This window comes from Pseudoxanthomonas sp. LARHCG66 (assembly GCF_052871755.1).
This window is the reverse complement of record NZ_JBIXJW010000003.1, coordinates 71,202-86,673: the sequence shown is the minus strand read 5'-3', so window position 1 is coordinate 86,673 and position 15,472 is coordinate 71,202. Positions and strand designations below refer to the sequence as shown.

Genomic DNA, 15,472 nt, shown 5'->3' with positions numbered 1-15,472 from the left:
CGCGCCCCGATGGATCCCGGGTATCGCGATGATGAACGCGTCGCAACGCGACCGGTAGGCGAACGATGGGATACTGGAGCATCGGGCCGTGCGGTCGCGACTCACGTCGCTCCCACAAAAGAAAACGGCGTGCTTGCTTCACTTGTCTTGCGGTAGGGTAACCACATGCTGTCACGCTGCACTGTCGCTGCCGTTCTGCTCGCCGTCGTCGGCCCGGCACTCTCTGCACCTTCTGCGACCGCCAAGCGCGAGATCCAGGGATTGATGGATGCGCTGTCGGCCTCGTCCTGCGAATTCCAGCGCAATGGTGCGTGGCATGGGCGCGAGGAAGCGCGCAAGCACCTGCAGCGCAAGTACGACTACCTGCTGAAGCGTGACCTGGTCGATACCGCCGAGCAGTTCATCGAGCGCGCCGCCAGCAAGAGCAGCATGAGCGGGCGTGCCTACCAGGTGCGTTGTCCGGGACAACCGGCGCAACCGGCGGCGACGTGGTTCCGGCTGAAGCTGGACGCGCTGCGTGGTTCAGGCGGCCCCGGCCGCTGACGCGATAGACTGGCCGCGAACAACCGTGGGGAGTTGCCGGCGATGAACAACACCACTTCCAAGCCCTTCGCGCGCTCGCTGAACGATCGCATGATCGCGGGCGTCATGGGGGGCATTGCGCACCGTTATGGATGGAGCCCCACGCTGTTGCGGGTGATCTTCGTGATCGTGTCGATCGCGTCCGCGGCGTTTCCGGGCATGCTGGTCTACCTGATCCTCTGGCTGTTGATGCCCAACGAACAGGACTGAACCGTGGCCTCGACGATGCTCTGGGTCGCGCGTGCGCTCGGCATCGTCTGGGCCGTTCCCAACACGCTCATCGGGGCCGTTGCCGGCGTTGTCGGCATGGCGTTCGGGGCACGTGTCGAATGGAGCCGGCGTGATTTCGCGCTGGTGTTCCACCGCTGGCCGTGGGGCCCGGGGGGCGCCATCACTTTCGGCAACAGCATCCTGCACACCGGTGACACGCTGGAGGCGGAATGCATCACCTACGAACACCGCGCCGGCCGCATGCAGCATCCGCCCATCCGCCTGGGCGACCACGAGCGCGCGCACGTCTACCAGTACATGGTGCTGGGCCCGCTGTTCCTGCCGGTGTACCTGCTGTGCGGCGGCGTCAGCGTACGCAATCCCTTCGAACGTGCCGCCGACCGCTACGCGCTGACCGGCGAGGGCTGGTGGCCTTCGCGTTCTCCCTAGGTCAGTGGGGCTTCGCGCGACCGGAACCGGACTTCTTGCCGCCACCGTCCAGCTTGTTCACGGTGGCCCATGCGATGCGTTCCGCATCTTCCTTTGAACGGCCGCGTTCGCGTTCGCTTTCCTCGATGTGTTCCGCCTGGCGTTTCTGCTTGCCGGTATAGGCGGATTTGTCGCCACGGGGCATGACGGTGCTCCGGTGTGGATGAATGGCCAGCGTGCGGCTTCCCGCGTAATCGCCGCATGACGGCCACGTCAACGGTGCGCAACATCGCTGCCCCGGGTCACCGTTCCAGGCGTTCGAAGGAAAACAACGGCCACAGTGGATGCTTGCGGCGTTCGATCAGCGCGCGCAGCAGGCCGGCACCGAGCATGCTGTAGGTGATGCCGTTGCCACCGTAGGCCATGGCGAAGTGCACGCGCGGCCCCCATTGCTTGTGCGGGCCGAAGAAGGGCAGGCCGTCGGCGGTCTCGGCGAACGTGCCGGCCCATGAGAAAGCCGGCGTGACCTCCCACTCCGGGAACAGATGGTGCAGCCGCTTCAGCAGTGTCCGTGCCTTCTTCTCGACGCGCACATCGCGTTTGGCCGGGATGTCCACGGCATCGTCCTCGCCGCCCAGCAGCAGGCGACCGTCAGCGGTGCTGCGCGCATACAGATAGGGGCGTGCGGTTTCCCACAGCAGCGTGTCCCGGAGGAAGCCGAGCTGCTCGTCGGGCAAGGGGTCGCTGATGACCGCATAGCTGCTGTGGTTGCGCGCCACGTTCCGCCGCAACCAGTGCTGGCTGGCATACCCGGCCGCGACCACGAGATGCGCGGCGCGTACGCTGAAACCCGTCACCGTGCGTAGTGTCACGCCGCGCGACGTCGCATGCAGGTCGATCACGCGCGTGCGGTCGAATACCGCGGTGCCCTGGCGATGCAGGCGTTGCAGCAACCGGTGGGTCAGGCGGTAGGGATCCACCTGCGCGGCCTGGGTGCTGAGCAATGCCGCTGCCGCCTCGAAGCCGTAGTCTTCCCGCACCCGGTCCGCCGACAGCAGTTCCACCTCCAGTCCGTGGCGCAGGCGCAGGGCATGCTCGTCTTCCATCGGCCGCACATCGCGACGCCGGCTGGCGTAGTAGAGGCTCTTGTTGCGCGCGAAGCCGACATCGCGCCACGGCGCGGCGACCTCGCGCAGCTGGTCGATGGCCTTGGCGCAGGCAAGGTAGGCGAGGGCGGCATCGTCCTCGCCATAGCGCTTGGCCAGGTCGACCATGTGGGTGTCGATTTCGTACTGCAGCAGCGCCGTGCTGGCGGCCGTGCTGCCCCAGCCGATGTCCCGCTGCTCGAGCACCGCGACATCGAAACCATGCTGCGCCAGTTCATCCGCGATCAGCGCACCGGTGATGCCGCCACCCAGCACGGCGACATCGCAGCGATGGTCGGACGCCAGCGGCGGGAACGCCTGCATCAGGCCATTGCTGACCGCCCAGAAGGGGTACCCGCTCTTGAGATCCATGCCTGTCCCGCGCCGTGACGACGACGCCATGCTGGCAGGCAAGGCGGGACGGAACGGTGAAGGCGTGGTGTTCCGTCAGCGCGGCAATGCGCCCTGCAGGAACAGCTCCACCGACGCGAGCGCCTGGGCTTCCAGCGTGTCGACATCCGGCAATTGCGGGCTGCCGGCCGCCAGCCGGAATATCTGGTCGCCGAACAGGCTCATGTAGAACTGCGCCGCCGCCGCCTTGGGCGACGCCAGTTGCATGCGTCCGGCGGCCACCTGCTGTTCGAAATAGTCCGCAAGCGTGGCGCGGATGGACGCCACCGCGTGGTCCAGGAACCAGTCGCGCAGGGCGGGGAAGGATTGTCCCTCGCCGATCACGATGCGGTAGACCACCTGCGAATCGGTACGCGCCATCACCTGTGCCATGCGGATCGCCACCCGGCGCAGCGCCTGTTCGGGGGGCAGCTCGGTCAGGTTGAGGTCGCTGAGCAGGTGGATATGCATGTCCAGCCGGCGCTCGAGGATCGCGCTGGCCAAGCCTTCCTTGTCGCCGAAGATCCGGTACAGGGTGGCAAGCGAGCCACCGGCGCGGGCGACGATCTCGCTCAGTCGCGCATGCTGGTAACCCTTCTCGGCAAAGACTTCGGTGGCGGCGTCGAGGAACTTCTCCGCACGGATCTCGCCACGCCGGCACAGGTCCACCTGTGGGCGGGGACGCAACGGCGAAGCCGTCGAGGATGCATCGTTGAAAACGTTTTCCAGATATTCGGAAGAAATGCTCATGGGAACTCCCTGCGCACGTCCGGTTGCGACGATCTTCGCAGCCTAGCAAAAAGGTCATGCGACTGTTGCAACCGCGTGACATCGGCATGGCATCCCGGCACCCGTCGGCGGGCGCGACGCCTCGCGCGCTTGACCTGGACGGGGTGTCGGGGCCGACGGGCCGACAGACGGGAGGGGAGATGCGGCGGATATCGGGATGGGTGCTGGGCTGCCTGTGGGGCATTTGCGTGACCACGGAGCCGGCGCGGGCGCAGACCTGGGTGATCGAGCGGGCGACCGGGGTGGCATGGCCCGACGGCCGCATCGCGCCGGGCATGGATGCGGACCTGGCGCTGCCGGGGCACGACCCTGCCACCGATGTGCTGGCGCTGGCCGACGTGGTGCGGGTGATGCGCGCGGGTGAGATCCAGTACGAAGCCGCCGAGCAACCGCGCTCGGCTCAGAGGTAGCGCGTGATCGCCGGTGCCTGCTGCCAGTTGTCGTGCGCCCCGTCCACGTAGGTGATCGGCGCGGCGTCCAGTTCCTCGGGCGTGGCGTCTTCCAGGCACCCCAGGTTGACGCCGTAGATCCGCTGCCCGTCCGGCACGTTGTTGCCGATCCCGAACGGCCGCACGCCGCAGGTGCGGCAGAAATGGTGCGAGTTGCGCAACGCATTGAACCGGTACTCGACCAGCTCGCCTTCGCCCGCCAGCAGGCGGAACGCGTCCGGCATCACGATGGCCGGCCAGAACCGGTTGCGCCGGCACACCGAGCAGTTGCAGCGATAAGTGGGCCGGGTCAGGTCAATGTCCGCCTCGAAGCGGACCGCGCCGCAATGGCAGCTTCCCCGATAGGTCTTCAGCATGCGGCCTCCCGTGCCGATATCGTTCCGGGGGCTGACGGGGTCGCCCCGCCGTGCCTGGCCGATGGGCGGGAGCATACCGGACCCCTCCACTCCCGGAGCCGTGCATGCTGCAAACCGTCGACGTTGCCGAGCTGCGGCCCGGCATGTATGTGCAGAAGCTGCTCGGCCCGTGGATGCAGCACCCGTTCTGGCGCACCTCGTTCGTCCTGGACGAGGCACGCCTGGCGCAACTGCAGGACAGCGGTGTGGAGCAGGTGGTGGTCGACCTGTCGCGCAGTCAGGGAGACGGAGAGGACGGAGGCGAAGAAGAGGCCGTTCCCGGGACCGTCGACGCCCCACCCGTCGCCGGACCTGCGGAAGCGCGGCGACGCCCCGTCGTGCACGACAGCACCGTCAGTCTGGCCTCGGAGCTGGCCCGCGCACGCCGCATCTGCGACGAAGGGCGCGAGGCCGTGGAGGCCATGTTCCGTGAAGTGCGGCTGGGCAACAGCGTGGATGCCGGCCGCGTGCTGCCGCTGCTGGACGAGATCACCGGTTCGGTCGATCGCCACCCCACGGCGCTGGTCAGCGTGGCGCGGCTGAAGAACGCGGACAGCTACACCTACCTGCATTCGGTCGCCGTCGGCGCGCTGATGGCCATGCTGGCGCGGCAGCTGCAGTTGCCGGAGGAGCAGGTGCGCGATGCGGCGCTGGGCGGGCTGCTGCACGACATGGGCAAGGCCATGCTGCCGCAGGACGTGCTGAACAAGCCCGGCAAGCTGACCGACGAAGAGTTCGACATCGTCCGCCAGCACCCCGTGCAGGGCGAACGCCTGCTGCGCGAGGGCGGCGTAAGCCAGGAAGCGGTGCTGCATATCGCCCGCCACCATCACGAAAAGATCAACGGCGGCGGCTATCCGCAACGCCTGTCCGGCGCGGAGCTGCCGCTGCTGACCCGCATGAGCGCCATCTGCGACGTCTACGACGCCATCACCTCCGACCGCCCGTACAAGGCCGGCTGGGACCCGGCTGAATCGCTGCGCCGCATGGCCAGCTGGCAGGGGCATTTCGACGAGATGCTGATGAAGGCCTTCGTGCGCAGCATCGGCATCTACCCGATCGGCGCCCTGGTGCGGTTGTCCAGCGACCGGCTGGCGGTGGTGGTGGAACAGAACCCGGCTACGCTGCTGGCGCCGCGCGTGCGGGTGTTCTATTCCGCCAAGTCGCGCACGCACCTGCTGAGCGTCGACGTGGACCTGGCCACGGCCGGTGAGCGCGAGCGCATCGTGGGCGTGGAGTCGCCCGCCAAGTGGGGTTTCCGCGACCTAGAGAAACTCTGGCTGCCCTGATCGCCCGTCGTTGTCGATCCCGGCCGCGCCCGTTCGTCGCAAGGTCAGTGTCCAACGCCCCGGGAGGCAGACCATGCGATTCCTTTCGATGATCCGGATCGACGAAACCACCGGCCAGCAGCCCAGCGAGCGGCTGATGACCGACATGATGGCGCTGATCGGCGAGATGTCCGCCGCCGGTATCCTGCTCGACACCGCAGGCCTGCTGCCCACCGCGCAAGGTGCCCGCGTCCGCTCGCGCTTCGGCGACATCCGGGTCACCGACGGCCCGTTCACCGAGGCGAAGGAGGTCATCGGCGGCTATGCCATCCTGCGTGCCGATTCGCTCGACGACGCCATCGCCCACACCCGCCGTTTCCTCGACGTGCATGGCGATGAATGGGATATCGAATGCGAAGTGCGCCCCATCGAGGAACCGCCCGCCGACGCCCTCATCGCCGGCTGACCGGAGGAGAAGCTCCATGCAGACCTACACCGGCAGTTGCCATTGCGGCGCCGTGCGCTTCGAGTGCGAGCTCGACCTCGCCGCCGGCACGCGTCGCTGCAACTGCAGCTTCTGCCTGAAGACGCGCATGTGGAAGGTGTTCGCCCTCGGCGAGGGCTTCCGCCTGCTCCACGGCGCCGACGCCCTGTCGGATTACCAGGCCCACGCTTCCGAATGGCCCGCCGGCCATGTGCACCACTACTTCTGCCGCCATTGCGGCGTGCGCGGTTTCAGCAGGGGATACCTGGAGATGGCGCCCTTCAACGGCTGGTTCCACGCGGTCAACGTCGCCACCCTGGACGGAATGGACGATGCACGGTTCGCTGCCATCCCCGTGCAGTACGAGGATGGGCGCCACGACGACTGGGACCATCCGCCGGCATCGCCGTCGTACCTGTAGGTGCCGGCCCGCCGTGGACTTCCGGCACGTGTCCCGCGCGCGGACCTCCCCCATGATCGCCTTCCATCGATGACGCGACCGAAGGCGAACGCCATGTCACTGCTGTCCCTCGTCCTGGCTGCCGCCAGTGCTTCCGCCCCGGCCGCGCCTGCAGCCGATCCCGCCACGCTCGCCGCCATCGAGGCGACCTGCTTCGACTACGTCGACGGCCAACTGGAAGGTGATCCGGCGCGCGTGGCGCGCGCGCTGCATCCGGACCTGGCCAAGCGCGCCGTGATCGGCGATACGCCGGACGAGCGCCTCGGCCTGCGCCGCATGTCGAAGGAAGAACTGGTCAGCCTGACCCGGCAGGGCGTGCTGAAAACGCCGAAGGATGCGTGGAACCGCACCTGCCGCGTGCTCGATGTCACCGCCGAGACTGCCGCCGTGCGCCTGGAGACCCCGTGGTTCGTGGACCACTTCCACATGGGCCGGTTCGATGGACGCTGGATCATCGTCAATGCGCTGTGGCATTCGAAGCCGCGCTGATGACGGGCGTGCGCGGTGATGCGTTGGAGGGACAGAGATCGTGCCGCACGGCATGGTGGCAGACGTCGTCGCATCCGGCGCCTAGGTGCGAAGAGATTCCCACCCGGTAGTGTTCCTGCGTGAGCCGTTCGACCATCAGGTGGATCCGCATGGGCGTACCCCGCGTGTAGACCAGGAGGACACGGTCATCCGGGGCCGCGATCCCGTGCAGGTACATCGATCGGCTCCGCGCGAACGCGTCAACCTGATCGAAGAGGGCAGGGAGGTCGCGCGGTTCAAGCGTGCAGACCTGCACATGGCCCAACTCGAAGATGTCCGGCTTGTCGCCATTCGCATCAGGGTGGTACTCGATGTAGGCGGGATCCCGACCACATCCCATGCATGCCATCATCGTAATGGCCATCAGCACGCGCGCCATGCCGGTGGCCGGGATCATGGTGCGCCGATGGGCGAGCGCGCGGCCTTTCTGAAGAGTGTGGACGACAGTAGCCAGATGGCCGTGCAGAGGCCGGTAACCGCCAGCACGGAGACCGCGGACTCATGCGCCTGCATCAGTAGTGCGATGGCGCCCACCGCCATCTGCGCCAGGGCCATGGCCACCAACAGGCGCGCCATCCTTCGTGGTTGCAGGCGAACCAGGAGAGCGCCCACGCCCCCCATCACCAGCACCCCCATGAACAGCAGGTTCGCCGGGTCCTCCGGTTCACCCACGATGCCCACGGCCAGGTTCGCCCACACCAGCAGGAACGCCGCACCGATCGCGATCACGCTCGCGGCCAGGTAGGCCGGCACGCGCGCGCCCCGCGCCATGGCTTCGAAGGCGAGGCAGGCGGTCAGCAGCATGGCGCCGAACAGTGCGAAATCGAATGCCGTCCACACGACGTCGGCGGTGAACTGCATCGCCACCCAGGGCAGCAGCAACAGTGCAGCGGCACCACCCCACGCCAGGGAGCGCAGCAGGCGGATCCAGTGTGTCGCGTCAGGCAGGGTGTCGCTTGTCATCGTCATGTCTCCCGGGACCCCGTCGAGGTCGCGGGGACATGCTGGGCCGGGGTGATGGGCAGCTGGCGGAGGCTGTGTGAAGCCAGTGCGAAGTCAGGGCGCCGCCGCCGCACGGTGCGCATAGCTGAGCACCCGGGTGACCTGCCAGCGGCCGTCGCGTTCGCGCCAGACCATCACGAAGTCGGCTTCGCCTTCGCAGGTGCCGGACGACAGCGCGCAGAACCGGTGCGTGCCTTGTGCGATCGCGCCGAAGCCCTTGATCGGGAATACCTCCAGCGTGCCCGGCACTCGTTCGCGCCGATAGTGGCCGCATACGTTGTCGCGGGTCCGGCCGATCATGTCCTCGCGCGTCCAGGTGACGCCGCCGTTGTCGTGGTAGAACTCCACCGCCTCGTCGAAGTAGCCGGCGTGCTTCACCAGTTGCGCGGGGTCGGCGCAGGTATTGAAGGTATCGAACACCGCCGTATCCAGTGCATCGATCACCTGGGTGAGCTGTTCGGGCGTGCGCTCGGCCGCAGCGGCGGATTCCACCGCGCCGAACAGCAGCACGGTGCCCATCGAGCCGGACAGCGCGGCCTTCGCCATGCGTGACCGAACGATGCTCATGCCGACACCAACGGTGCGCGCGGACGTCCGCCCAGCAGCCGCGCCGGCAGCATCAGCACGGCGTGCAGGAACGAGAACAGGGCGGAGAAGGTGATGCCCACCAGACGGAACGGCAGCGACAGCAGCCACACCAGCGGCCACGCCACCAGCGCCAGCAGGGCGAGCGGCCACCACAGCACGAACAGCAGGCACCAGGCGAGCAGGGCGATGAGGGTCTTCATGGAGAGGCTCCTTCTGTCGGCGCGCCACCAACGGGCGGCATGCGGACAGCGTGCCGGGGCAGGGTGCGGCGGACAATGCGCGCGCGACGAAAGCACGGCACGGGCGACCAAGTCCGGCGTACGTTGGACGAAAGCCTGCGTGCAGGCGCGCCTCCGCGACCCGGTGTTCAGTCCGCAGCGTTGATCGTCTGCAGCAGCTGGGTGACCCGGTAGGGCTTGGGCAGGTAGCGCACGCGGTCCGGCAGCGGCGGCAGTTCCGCGCGCGGATGGCCCGAGGCAAGGATCACGCGGGCATCGGGATGCAGGGCAGCGGCTTCCCGGGCCACATCGATGCCGGAGATGTGGCCCGGCATGGCCACGTCCGAGATCACGACATCGAAGTGCGTCCCGTCATGCAGGCATGCCATGGCCTTCTGGCCATCGATGGCCGTCACGACCTCGAACCCGGCGATCTCGAACGCATCCGAGAGGATGTCGAGCAGGTCGGCTTCGTCGTCGATCAGCAGCAGGCGTCTGGCGTCGGTCATTCGGAATCTCGTGGGACGGGAAGGCAAAGGGAAACGGTGGTGCCCTCGCCGGAAGCGCTTTTCAGTTCCGCGAATCCGCCGGACTGGCGCGCGAACCCGAACACCTGGCTCAGGCCCAGCCCGCTGCCCTTGCCCACCTCCTTCGTGGTGTAGAAAGGCTCGAACACGCGTGCCTGGTCTTCCACCGGAATGCCTTCGCCGTTGTCGCTGACCTGGATGCAGATGAAGCGACTGGGTGGCGCATCCGCAGCGTGCGGGAGCGCGCAGTCTCGCAGCGTCGCCGTGATCGCGATGTGACCTCCGGCGGGCATCGCATCGCGGCTGTTGGACACCAGGTTGAGCAGGGCGGCTTCCAGTTGTTCGCGGTCGACATCGATCCCGGGCAGGTCGTCATCGAAGCGGGCATGCAGGGTCACGCCGTCGTGGCATGCGCGCCGCAACGTATCCATCGCATCGTGGATGACGGTGGCCACCGAATGCCGTTCCGATACCAGCACGCGTCCGGTGCCGAAGGTCAGCAACTGCCGGGTGAGCAGCGCGCCACGCTCCGCCGCCCGCATCGCGCCCTGCAGATGCTTCTTCGCCTTGGGTTGCATAGTGTAGTGATCCACGAGTTCCAGGCTGTTGATGATGATGTTGAGCAGGTTGTTGAAGTCATGCGCCAGACCTAGCGTCAGCTTGCCGATGGCTTCAAGCTTGTGCGACTGCAGGAGGGCATCGCGGGATTGCTCCAGCCGTTCCTGGTGTTCGAGGCGGTCGGTGATGTCGCGCGTGACCTTCGCGTAGCCGACCAGCACGTCGTCCTGCCAGATGGGGTCGATCACCACGCTGGCATGGAACGCGGAGCCATCCTTGCGCACGCGCCAGCCCTCCGCGGTGAAGCGTCCTTCCGCCCGTGCGATGCGAAGTCCCCGCGCGGGTGCGCCACTGGCGATGTCATCCGGGGTGTAGAAGCGCGAGAAGTGGGTGCCGATGACTTCCTCCCGGGTGTAGCCCTTGATGCGCTCGCCACCGGTATTCCAGCTGCGCACATACCCTTCGGTGTCCAGCATGTAGATGGCGAAGTCGACGACGCCATCGATCAGGCGCTTGAGTTGCCTTTCTTCGATGTCCGGAAGCTGGTCAGCGGTCCCGCTGTCCGGCATGGGATCCATATGCGCGGAGTCGCGATAGGAATCGGGAGCTTCGCGCTGATCGGTTCGGGCAGCGGATTTCGACGTGTCGGGCATGGCCGGCGAGCACTGGCGTCAGGACGCGGGGGGCAGTTCCGCGACCGCACGGAGCAGGGCGGTCTGGCGTTCCAGCATCCAGCGTGCGGCCCAGCCCGAACCGGCATCCAGCGAGCGTACCGCGACCTGCTCCTGCGAAATGCCCTTGCCGGAGATCAGGATCCTGGCCATCCATCCCTGTCGTTCGGGGCCGATCTCGACGATGGGTTGGCCGTGGCAGACGAGGGTTCGTCGTTGATCCTCCACTCGCCACGAGAAGCCATCCGGCAAAGGTGCTGATATGCGCGTGGACACGGTGATTTCCCCTCAGGTGTGCGTCACCCTCGCATGAATGGCGTTCCTGACGCGTGACGACGCACACCGCAGAGCACGCAGCACCGCACAGGAACGCGGGCTTCACCTGAGCCCCGCGCGCCTGAACGCGCGCTCCCGCTCACGTCGGCGGCGTGTAGTCCGCCAGCACTTCGCCATCCACCGAGACCAGCCGGTCCAGGCGGATGCGTTCGCCGGTGTCGAGTTCGGCGTATTCGCTGCCCCCGTTCGCATACAGCGCGATGATCCGTGCATTGCGTTGCTGCTGCGCGCCGTCTTCATCCACGAACCGGATCGAGGCCGTGCTGCGCCGGGTCGCCGTGGCTTCCAACACGTCGTGGAATTCGCAGTTGATCGGTGCGTAGGGCGTGGAGGGCCGGGTCATGGCGTGGCGCCTGGGCAGGTGGGCGCGCAGGGCGCGGGGTGGAGTATCGTGCGCCCGGAAACGCCGGAAAGGGAACCGCCAGCCATGGAACACGACACGTGAGCACGCCGGTACAAGGCCGCACGGGCCAGGATCCCGATCTGCTGCGCCGCCTGTTGCGCGCGAAGGACCGGATGGATGCCGCCTCGCACGAGGCGTGGCCGGTGCAACGCCTCGCGCGCGTGAGCCATGTGTCCGAAGCGCACTTCGCGCGCTCGTTCAAGGAAGCCTTCGGCATTCCACCGCACCGCTACCTGCTGACGCGCCGCATCGAGCGCGCCAAGGCGCTGCTGCGCGACACCGATACGCCCGTCCTCGACATCGCCCTGCAGACCGGCTGGAACAGCCTGGGCACGTTCGGCCGTACCTTCCGCGACATCACCGGCGAAAGCCCGGGTGAACTACGTGCACGCGAACAGGCCGCCTGCCACGCGCTGGAATGCGTGCCGCATTGCTATGTCAGCGCCGCCTACCGGCCCGGCCTCACCACCGCAGTTTCGGAGAAGCGGCGGCAGGAGGGCGGTGATACAAAAGCGCCCTCAACCAGGCAGGAGGTTCCATGAGTCAGGGTATCGGGGTGGTCGGTGTGTATGTCCGCGATCAGGATGAAGCACTGGCGTTCTATGTCGGCAAGGTCGGGTTCCGCGTGCATACCGACGTACGCAACGGCGACTACCGCTGGCTGACCGTGCAGCATCCCGACCAGCCATCCGTCCAGCTCGGCCTGTTCAAGGCACAGGCGCCGGTGCTGGACGACGCCACTGCGCAGGCGGTCAACGCCATCGTCGCCAAGGGCGCCATGCCGCCGCTGGTGCTCAACGTGGACGACTGCCACGCCGAGTACGAGCGCATGCGCGCCAACGGCGTGGAGTTCACCCAGGCGCCGGAAGCGCGCTACGGCAATGTAGATGCCAACTTCCGCGACCCCTCGGGGAACGGTTGGAAGATGATCGAGTCCCGGCGCGCGGCGCACTGAGCGTCCACGCCATCGTGTCGCTTGCACAGGAGATCGCAATGAACGGGAACGCCTGGATCCGTCAGTTCCATCGTTGGCTGTCCATCACTTTCACCCTGGCTGTCATCGCCAACCTGCTGGTCATGGGGCAGGAAAAGATCGCGCTGTATGTCGGCCTGTTCACGCTGCTGCCGTTGGCGTTGCTGCTGCTCACGGGCCTGTACCTGTTCGCGTTGCCGTATCTCGGCAAGCGCCGCAGTGGTGCACGCAGCGGGTAGATCGACGTGCGACCGGTTCCGTCACCCCGCCCAGCAGAGGACGCACGATGAAGTATCTGATTTCCTTTCCCAGTGCTGCGATGGTCGTATCCGGCGACGAACTTGAAGCGGCCGGCCGCGATTCGCGCGCGGTGATCGAGCAGGCGAAAGTCGCGGGGGTGTACGTCTTCGGCGGAGGCATCGACGAGAGTGTGTCGCCGGTACTCGTGTCGGGCGATGGCGCTTTCGCCGAAGGCGGATACCCATGGGCGCCGCCGCTCAACGGCGGCTTCACCGTACTCGAACTGCCATCCCGCGAGGAGGCCATCGCCTGGGCGGCGCGCATCGCGAAGGCGTGCCGATGCGAGCAGGAGCTGCGGGTGTTCATGTTCGATCCGGCGTCGTGAGGCGGTGGGCGCGCGGTCAGCGGGATAGGTTGGGCTGAGCCTGCGAAGCCCAACATCGGAGCGTCGGACGATGCGCGATGTTGGGCTTCACTTCGTTCAGCACAGGCTATGGCGTGTGTTTTCCGCTAGCCGCGCACTATGCGGAGGCAGTCGCCCTCAGTCCTCGATGGCTTCCACGCCCTGTCGATCCAGTTCCGCCAGGCGATCGCGCATGGTGGTGAGTTGCTCGGGTGTGTGGCCGATCCAGCCCTTCACTTCGGCGACCACACGCAGCGGATCGCGCGTCCGATATGACCGGGTGGGATTGCCCGGGAAGCGCTGGTTGGTGAGGTTGGGATCGTCCTCGAACGGGCCGCTCGGCTCGACGATGTAGATGTGTCCGCGGCCTTCGCCGGCCGCAAGCTCTGCGCCCCATGTGGCTGCTTCCAGCATCGCGGTCAAGTAGACGTACCTGGCGATGCGGCGCTTTCCGAAGTTTGAAGTGTAGCCCGCGACGATCAGATCTCCGGGCGCCAGTTTCGCCTTGGTGCCGTGGTAATGGATCTCGGTATCGCGCATGGGGGTGGTGTTCCGGTGGCCTGCCGTATCGACAGGCCGGCGATACTGCAGCCCGCGGCGGGCCTTGCCGCAAGCCCCCGGGCGTTATATAAATTGAGGGTGGGAGGCGCAGCGCGTCTCCCTTTTTTGTGCGCTTTGCGATGGCGCGAATGGCTGGCAGGATGGGGACGGGAATGTCGTGTCGCTTGGGAGTCGGTCAGTCATGAAGCAGCTGTCGCGCGTCGTGGTTTCGTGTGTGTTGCTATGCGGCCTGACCGCCTGCGGTTGTGTGGACGAATACGTCGACACGCTGCCATCTCCCGACGGTACGCTGAAGGCCGAGCTGCGCCATTGCGGCTGCAGCCTGACCACCTACCGGCGCACGCAGGTGACGGTGCTGGAGTCTTCGCGCAAGGCCGAGTGCATGGCCTCCACCGGCGTTGCCGGGTTCGATGCCCCCTTCGACCACGCACCGCTGAAGCTGCGTTGGCGGTCCAACGACACGTTGCATGCGAGCTACCCGGACTATCCCGACTTTCCACAGACGCAGTACAGCGCGGGTGACCCGGCGAGGCCCAAGGTGACGCTGGTGTTCCAGGGCGAGCCTTAGAGGGCGCTTGGCTGATGACTGACACCCGGCATGCGCGGTGCTACGGCGTCGCGAGGTTCACCGGTCGTCCGGAAGCAATTGCACTCTGACTCCAGTTTCCTGGCCCAACTTGGGGTTCTACTCAACTTGGCGAGAGGCCCAGCCACCTGCACGACGGGCTTCTTCAATCCAATCCAGGGCTTCGCGGTAGCCATCTTCGCTTTCCAGGACGCGGTCCGTCAGGGGCCGCCCTGTCAGTGTGAAGTACGCACCGAAGTCCGCAGGCGTGAGTCCGGCGGCCTCTGCGGCTTGGTGGAACAGGTGCCAGCGAATTGCGCGCTTCTCGAGTTCGTAGCGTGGCCAGAACTCTGTAAGGACGTCTGCACCCGCACGCACGCGATTGGCCGGCTCTCCCAGGCGCTTGTCCTTGGGGGCGAGGCGCTTGGCGACGGCGAGGAGCAGGTGTGCCACGTCCTGGCGCTCTACGGTCCCATTCGCCGTCTGCAGTTGGCCTGCACACCGATGCAGGGCAGCGGATAGCTCGTGGAGCGAGGCCTGGAGGTACGGATTCGGGTGGTCTTTGATCATCGCTCGACAGTGCACGGGCTGCGAACAGCGCCTATCCATGACGGTAGACGTGTGGCGGGGGCATTTCCCTATGGGGATGGGCGAGATATCCCCCGCGGCGATGAACCTGATGTTCGTGAACTTAGCCCGCAGCCGCTGCCTCGGTACGAAGTGGCGCATCTCGAAAAGCTGCGACTCGGGATGCCATACGCCCAGCAGGCAGGGGCGCCTCGGGCACGCACGGTACTGGTGATGCGCCTGTACCAGCGGATGCTGGCCACCGAGATGGCGCTGGGCAGCGACATCATGTCGGGCAGCGTGGAGGGCTATGAGTTGTTCAAGCTGGCGGGCAAGAGCGGAGGTCGGGATTCGTTGCGCAAGCAGCTGTCGGTACGGTTCAAGGCAAGCGGGCGAGGGTGGAGCCGGAGGAGGGGGGAGCCAGAGGAGGAGAGCGGGGGTCGGGGTGAGGGTTGCCGATGTTTGTTGCGTAAGCGCAGAGCAAATGGGGCCGTATGGCCCCATTTGTTTTGGGCCGTATCGAAGGCCTGGTTGTAGTGATGGGGGGGCGTTGTTACAGGCGTGACATCAACTTCATGCATTTACGTGGTGCCGCCACTTTCTTCCATCGCACGCCGACGGTATGTTCGGTGACAGGGGTGCGGATTCCATGACGGGATCCGCCAAGGAGACGAATGTCGGGGACGCCATGGATACTGCGCGCAAGCGGGCAGCGGGATGGATGATTGCAG

27 protein-coding genes are annotated in these 15,472 nt (G+C 66.7%); 13 read left to right on the top strand and 14 right to left on the bottom strand.

Annotation, left to right across the window (positions count from 1 at the left end; genetic code table 11):
- Positions 1–165: 165 nt before the first annotated feature.
- Genes ACIPRS_RS10545 through ACIPRS_RS10535 form a run of 3 tightly spaced genes read left to right on the top strand, consistent with a single transcriptional unit; the run spans position 166 to position 1,242 of the window.
- Positions 166–543 carry a DUF5329 domain-containing protein gene (locus tag ACIPRS_RS10545; RefSeq protein WP_446538520.1) on the top strand — a complete coding sequence of 126 codons (378 nt, stop codon included), beginning with the start codon at positions 166–168 and terminating at the stop codon, positions 541–543.
- A 42-nt stretch (positions 544–585) separates the two neighbouring features.
- Positions 586–792 (top strand): PspC domain-containing protein, encoded by a 207-nt coding sequence (locus ACIPRS_RS10540; RefSeq protein WP_192201385.1) that lies wholly within the window; start codon positions 586–588, stop codon positions 790–792.
- Positions 793–807: 15 nt separating this feature from the next.
- Positions 808–1,242, top strand: a complete 435-nt coding sequence (locus tag ACIPRS_RS10535) for a hypothetical protein (RefSeq protein ID WP_446538788.1) — start codon at positions 808–810, stop codon at positions 1,240–1,242.
- A gap of 1 nt (position 1,243) precedes the next feature.
- Here the strand turns inward: ACIPRS_RS10535 and ACIPRS_RS10530 are convergent, their stop codons facing one another.
- From ACIPRS_RS10530 to ACIPRS_RS10520, 3 genes are all read right to left on the bottom strand, one after another.
- Complete coding sequence (locus ACIPRS_RS10530; RefSeq protein ID WP_446538801.1) at positions 1,244–1,426, bottom strand: hypothetical protein; 183 nt, start codon at positions 1,424–1,426, stop codon at positions 1,244–1,246.
- A gap of 97 nt (positions 1,427–1,523) precedes the next feature.
- Positions 1,524–2,738 carry an NAD(P)/FAD-dependent oxidoreductase gene (locus ACIPRS_RS10525; RefSeq protein ID WP_446538519.1) on the bottom strand — a complete coding sequence of 405 codons (1,215 nt, stop codon included), beginning with the start codon at positions 2,736–2,738 and terminating at the stop codon, positions 1,524–1,526.
- A gap of 75 nt (positions 2,739–2,813) precedes the next feature.
- Positions 2,814–3,506 carry a TetR/AcrR family transcriptional regulator gene (locus ACIPRS_RS10520; protein WP_298122995.1) on the bottom strand — a complete coding sequence of 231 codons (693 nt, stop codon included), beginning with the start codon at positions 3,504–3,506 and terminating at the stop codon, positions 2,814–2,816.
- 179 nt (positions 3,507–3,685) lie between these two features.
- Between ACIPRS_RS10520 and ACIPRS_RS10515 the strand changes: the two genes are divergently transcribed.
- The gene (locus ACIPRS_RS10515; RefSeq protein ID WP_446538518.1) at positions 3,686–3,955 is read left to right on the top strand and encodes a hypothetical protein; all 270 of its coding nucleotides are present in this window, start codon (positions 3,686–3,688) and stop codon (positions 3,953–3,955) included.
- On the opposite strand, the gene ACIPRS_RS10510 is transcribed toward ACIPRS_RS10515, so the two are convergent.
- The gene (locus tag ACIPRS_RS10510) at positions 3,946–4,350 is read right to left on the bottom strand and encodes a GFA family protein (RefSeq protein WP_446538517.1); all 405 of its coding nucleotides are present in this window, start codon (positions 4,348–4,350) and stop codon (positions 3,946–3,948) included. The genes ACIPRS_RS10515 and ACIPRS_RS10510 overlap by 10 nt on opposite strands.
- A 104-nt stretch (positions 4,351–4,454) precedes the next feature.
- On the opposite strand from ACIPRS_RS10510, the gene ACIPRS_RS10505 reads away from it, so the two are divergent.
- From ACIPRS_RS10505 to ACIPRS_RS10490, 4 genes are all read left to right on the top strand, one after another.
- Positions 4,455–5,678: an HD-GYP domain-containing protein gene (locus ACIPRS_RS10505; RefSeq protein ID WP_446538516.1), complete on the top strand. Its 1,224-nt coding sequence runs from the start codon at positions 4,455–4,457 to the stop codon at positions 5,676–5,678.
- 73 nt (positions 5,679–5,751) lie between these two features.
- Positions 5,752–6,123, top strand: coding sequence for a YciI family protein (locus tag ACIPRS_RS10500; RefSeq protein WP_446538515.1), 372 nt, complete (start codon positions 5,752–5,754; stop codon positions 6,121–6,123).
- A gap of 16 nt (positions 6,124–6,139) precedes the next feature.
- Positions 6,140–6,562, top strand: coding sequence for a GFA family protein (locus tag ACIPRS_RS10495; protein WP_446538514.1), 423 nt, complete (start codon positions 6,140–6,142; stop codon positions 6,560–6,562).
- A 93-nt stretch (positions 6,563–6,655) separates the two neighbouring features.
- The gene (locus ACIPRS_RS10490; RefSeq protein WP_192201377.1) at positions 6,656–7,090 is read left to right on the top strand and encodes a nuclear transport factor 2 family protein; all 435 of its coding nucleotides are present in this window, start codon (positions 6,656–6,658) and stop codon (positions 7,088–7,090) included.
- Here the strand turns inward: ACIPRS_RS10490 and ACIPRS_RS10485 are convergent.
- From ACIPRS_RS10485 to ACIPRS_RS10450, 8 genes are all read right to left on the bottom strand, one after another.
- A complete protein-coding gene (locus ACIPRS_RS10485; protein ID WP_446538513.1) occupies positions 7,059–7,508 on the bottom strand; it encodes a hypothetical protein in 450 nt (149 codons plus the stop codon). The genes ACIPRS_RS10490 and ACIPRS_RS10485 overlap by 32 nt on opposite strands.
- Positions 7,509–7,522: 14 nt before the next feature.
- Positions 7,523–8,092 (bottom strand): hypothetical protein, encoded by a 570-nt coding sequence (locus ACIPRS_RS10480; protein ID WP_446538512.1) that lies wholly within the window; start codon positions 8,090–8,092, stop codon positions 7,523–7,525.
- A 93-nt stretch (positions 8,093–8,185) separates the two neighbouring features.
- Complete coding sequence (locus ACIPRS_RS10475) at positions 8,186–8,698, bottom strand: nuclear transport factor 2 family protein (RefSeq protein WP_446538511.1); 513 nt, start codon at positions 8,696–8,698, stop codon at positions 8,186–8,188.
- A complete protein-coding gene (locus ACIPRS_RS10470; RefSeq protein WP_446538510.1) occupies positions 8,695–8,919 on the bottom strand; it encodes a hypothetical protein in 225 nt (74 codons plus the stop codon). Before ACIPRS_RS10470 ends, ACIPRS_RS10475 begins: the two co-directional genes overlap by 4 nt.
- Before the next feature lie 167 nt (positions 8,920–9,086).
- On the bottom strand, positions 9,087–9,446 hold the full coding sequence (locus tag ACIPRS_RS10465; protein WP_192201371.1) for a response regulator: 360 nt from the start codon (positions 9,444–9,446) through the stop codon (positions 9,087–9,089).
- Positions 9,443–10,591 (bottom strand): two-component system sensor histidine kinase NtrB, encoded by a 1,149-nt coding sequence (locus ACIPRS_RS10460; protein WP_337731887.1) that lies wholly within the window; start codon positions 10,589–10,591, stop codon positions 9,443–9,445. The genes ACIPRS_RS10465 and ACIPRS_RS10460 overlap by 4 nt, the downstream gene beginning before the upstream one ends.
- Before the next feature lie 102 nt (positions 10,592–10,693).
- Positions 10,694–10,846, bottom strand: coding sequence for a hypothetical protein (locus tag ACIPRS_RS10455; RefSeq protein ID WP_337730972.1), 153 nt, complete (start codon positions 10,844–10,846; stop codon positions 10,694–10,696).
- Positions 10,847–11,108: 262 nt separating this feature from the next.
- Complete coding sequence (locus ACIPRS_RS10450) at positions 11,109–11,372, bottom strand: hypothetical protein (protein ID WP_446538800.1); 264 nt, start codon at positions 11,370–11,372, stop codon at positions 11,109–11,111.
- Positions 11,373–11,545: 173 nt separating this feature from the next.
- On the opposite strand from ACIPRS_RS10450, the gene ACIPRS_RS10445 reads away from it, so the two are divergent.
- The 4 genes from ACIPRS_RS10445 to ACIPRS_RS10430 are packed head-to-tail and all read left to right on the top strand — an operon-like array spanning position 11,546 to position 13,030.
- Entirely contained in the window at positions 11,546–11,974 is a 429-nt protein-coding gene (locus ACIPRS_RS10445) for a helix-turn-helix transcriptional regulator (RefSeq protein ID WP_446538787.1), read from the top strand.
- Positions 11,971–12,387 (top strand): VOC family protein, encoded by a 417-nt coding sequence (locus tag ACIPRS_RS10440; protein ID WP_446538509.1) that lies wholly within the window; start codon positions 11,971–11,973, stop codon positions 12,385–12,387. The genes ACIPRS_RS10445 and ACIPRS_RS10440 overlap by 4 nt, the downstream gene beginning before the upstream one ends.
- Before the next feature lie 38 nt (positions 12,388–12,425).
- A complete protein-coding gene (locus tag ACIPRS_RS10435) occupies positions 12,426–12,644 on the top strand; it encodes a hypothetical protein (RefSeq protein WP_192201365.1) in 219 nt (72 codons plus the stop codon).
- Positions 12,645–12,691: 47 nt separating this feature from the next.
- Complete coding sequence (locus ACIPRS_RS10430; RefSeq protein ID WP_446538508.1) at positions 12,692–13,030, top strand: YciI family protein; 339 nt, start codon at positions 12,692–12,694, stop codon at positions 13,028–13,030.
- A gap of 156 nt (positions 13,031–13,186) precedes the next feature.
- Here ACIPRS_RS10430 and arr read toward each other — a convergent pair whose 3' ends face one another.
- On the bottom strand, positions 13,187–13,588 hold the full coding sequence (arr, locus tag ACIPRS_RS10425; protein WP_446538507.1) for an NAD(+)--rifampin ADP-ribosyltransferase: 402 nt from the start codon (positions 13,586–13,588) through the stop codon (positions 13,187–13,189).
- Positions 13,589–13,790: 202 nt separating this feature from the next.
- Between arr and ACIPRS_RS10420 the strand changes: the two genes are divergently transcribed.
- The gene (locus tag ACIPRS_RS10420; RefSeq protein ID WP_337730967.1) at positions 13,791–14,177 is read left to right on the top strand and encodes a hypothetical protein; all 387 of its coding nucleotides are present in this window, start codon (positions 13,791–13,793) and stop codon (positions 14,175–14,177) included.
- 117 nt (positions 14,178–14,294) lie between these two features.
- On the opposite strand, the gene ACIPRS_RS10415 is transcribed toward ACIPRS_RS10420, so the two are convergent.
- Positions 14,295–14,627, bottom strand: a complete 333-nt coding sequence (locus ACIPRS_RS10415; RefSeq protein WP_446538506.1) for a hypothetical protein — start codon at positions 14,625–14,627, stop codon at positions 14,295–14,297.
- Positions 14,628–15,472: the final 845 nt, after the last annotated feature.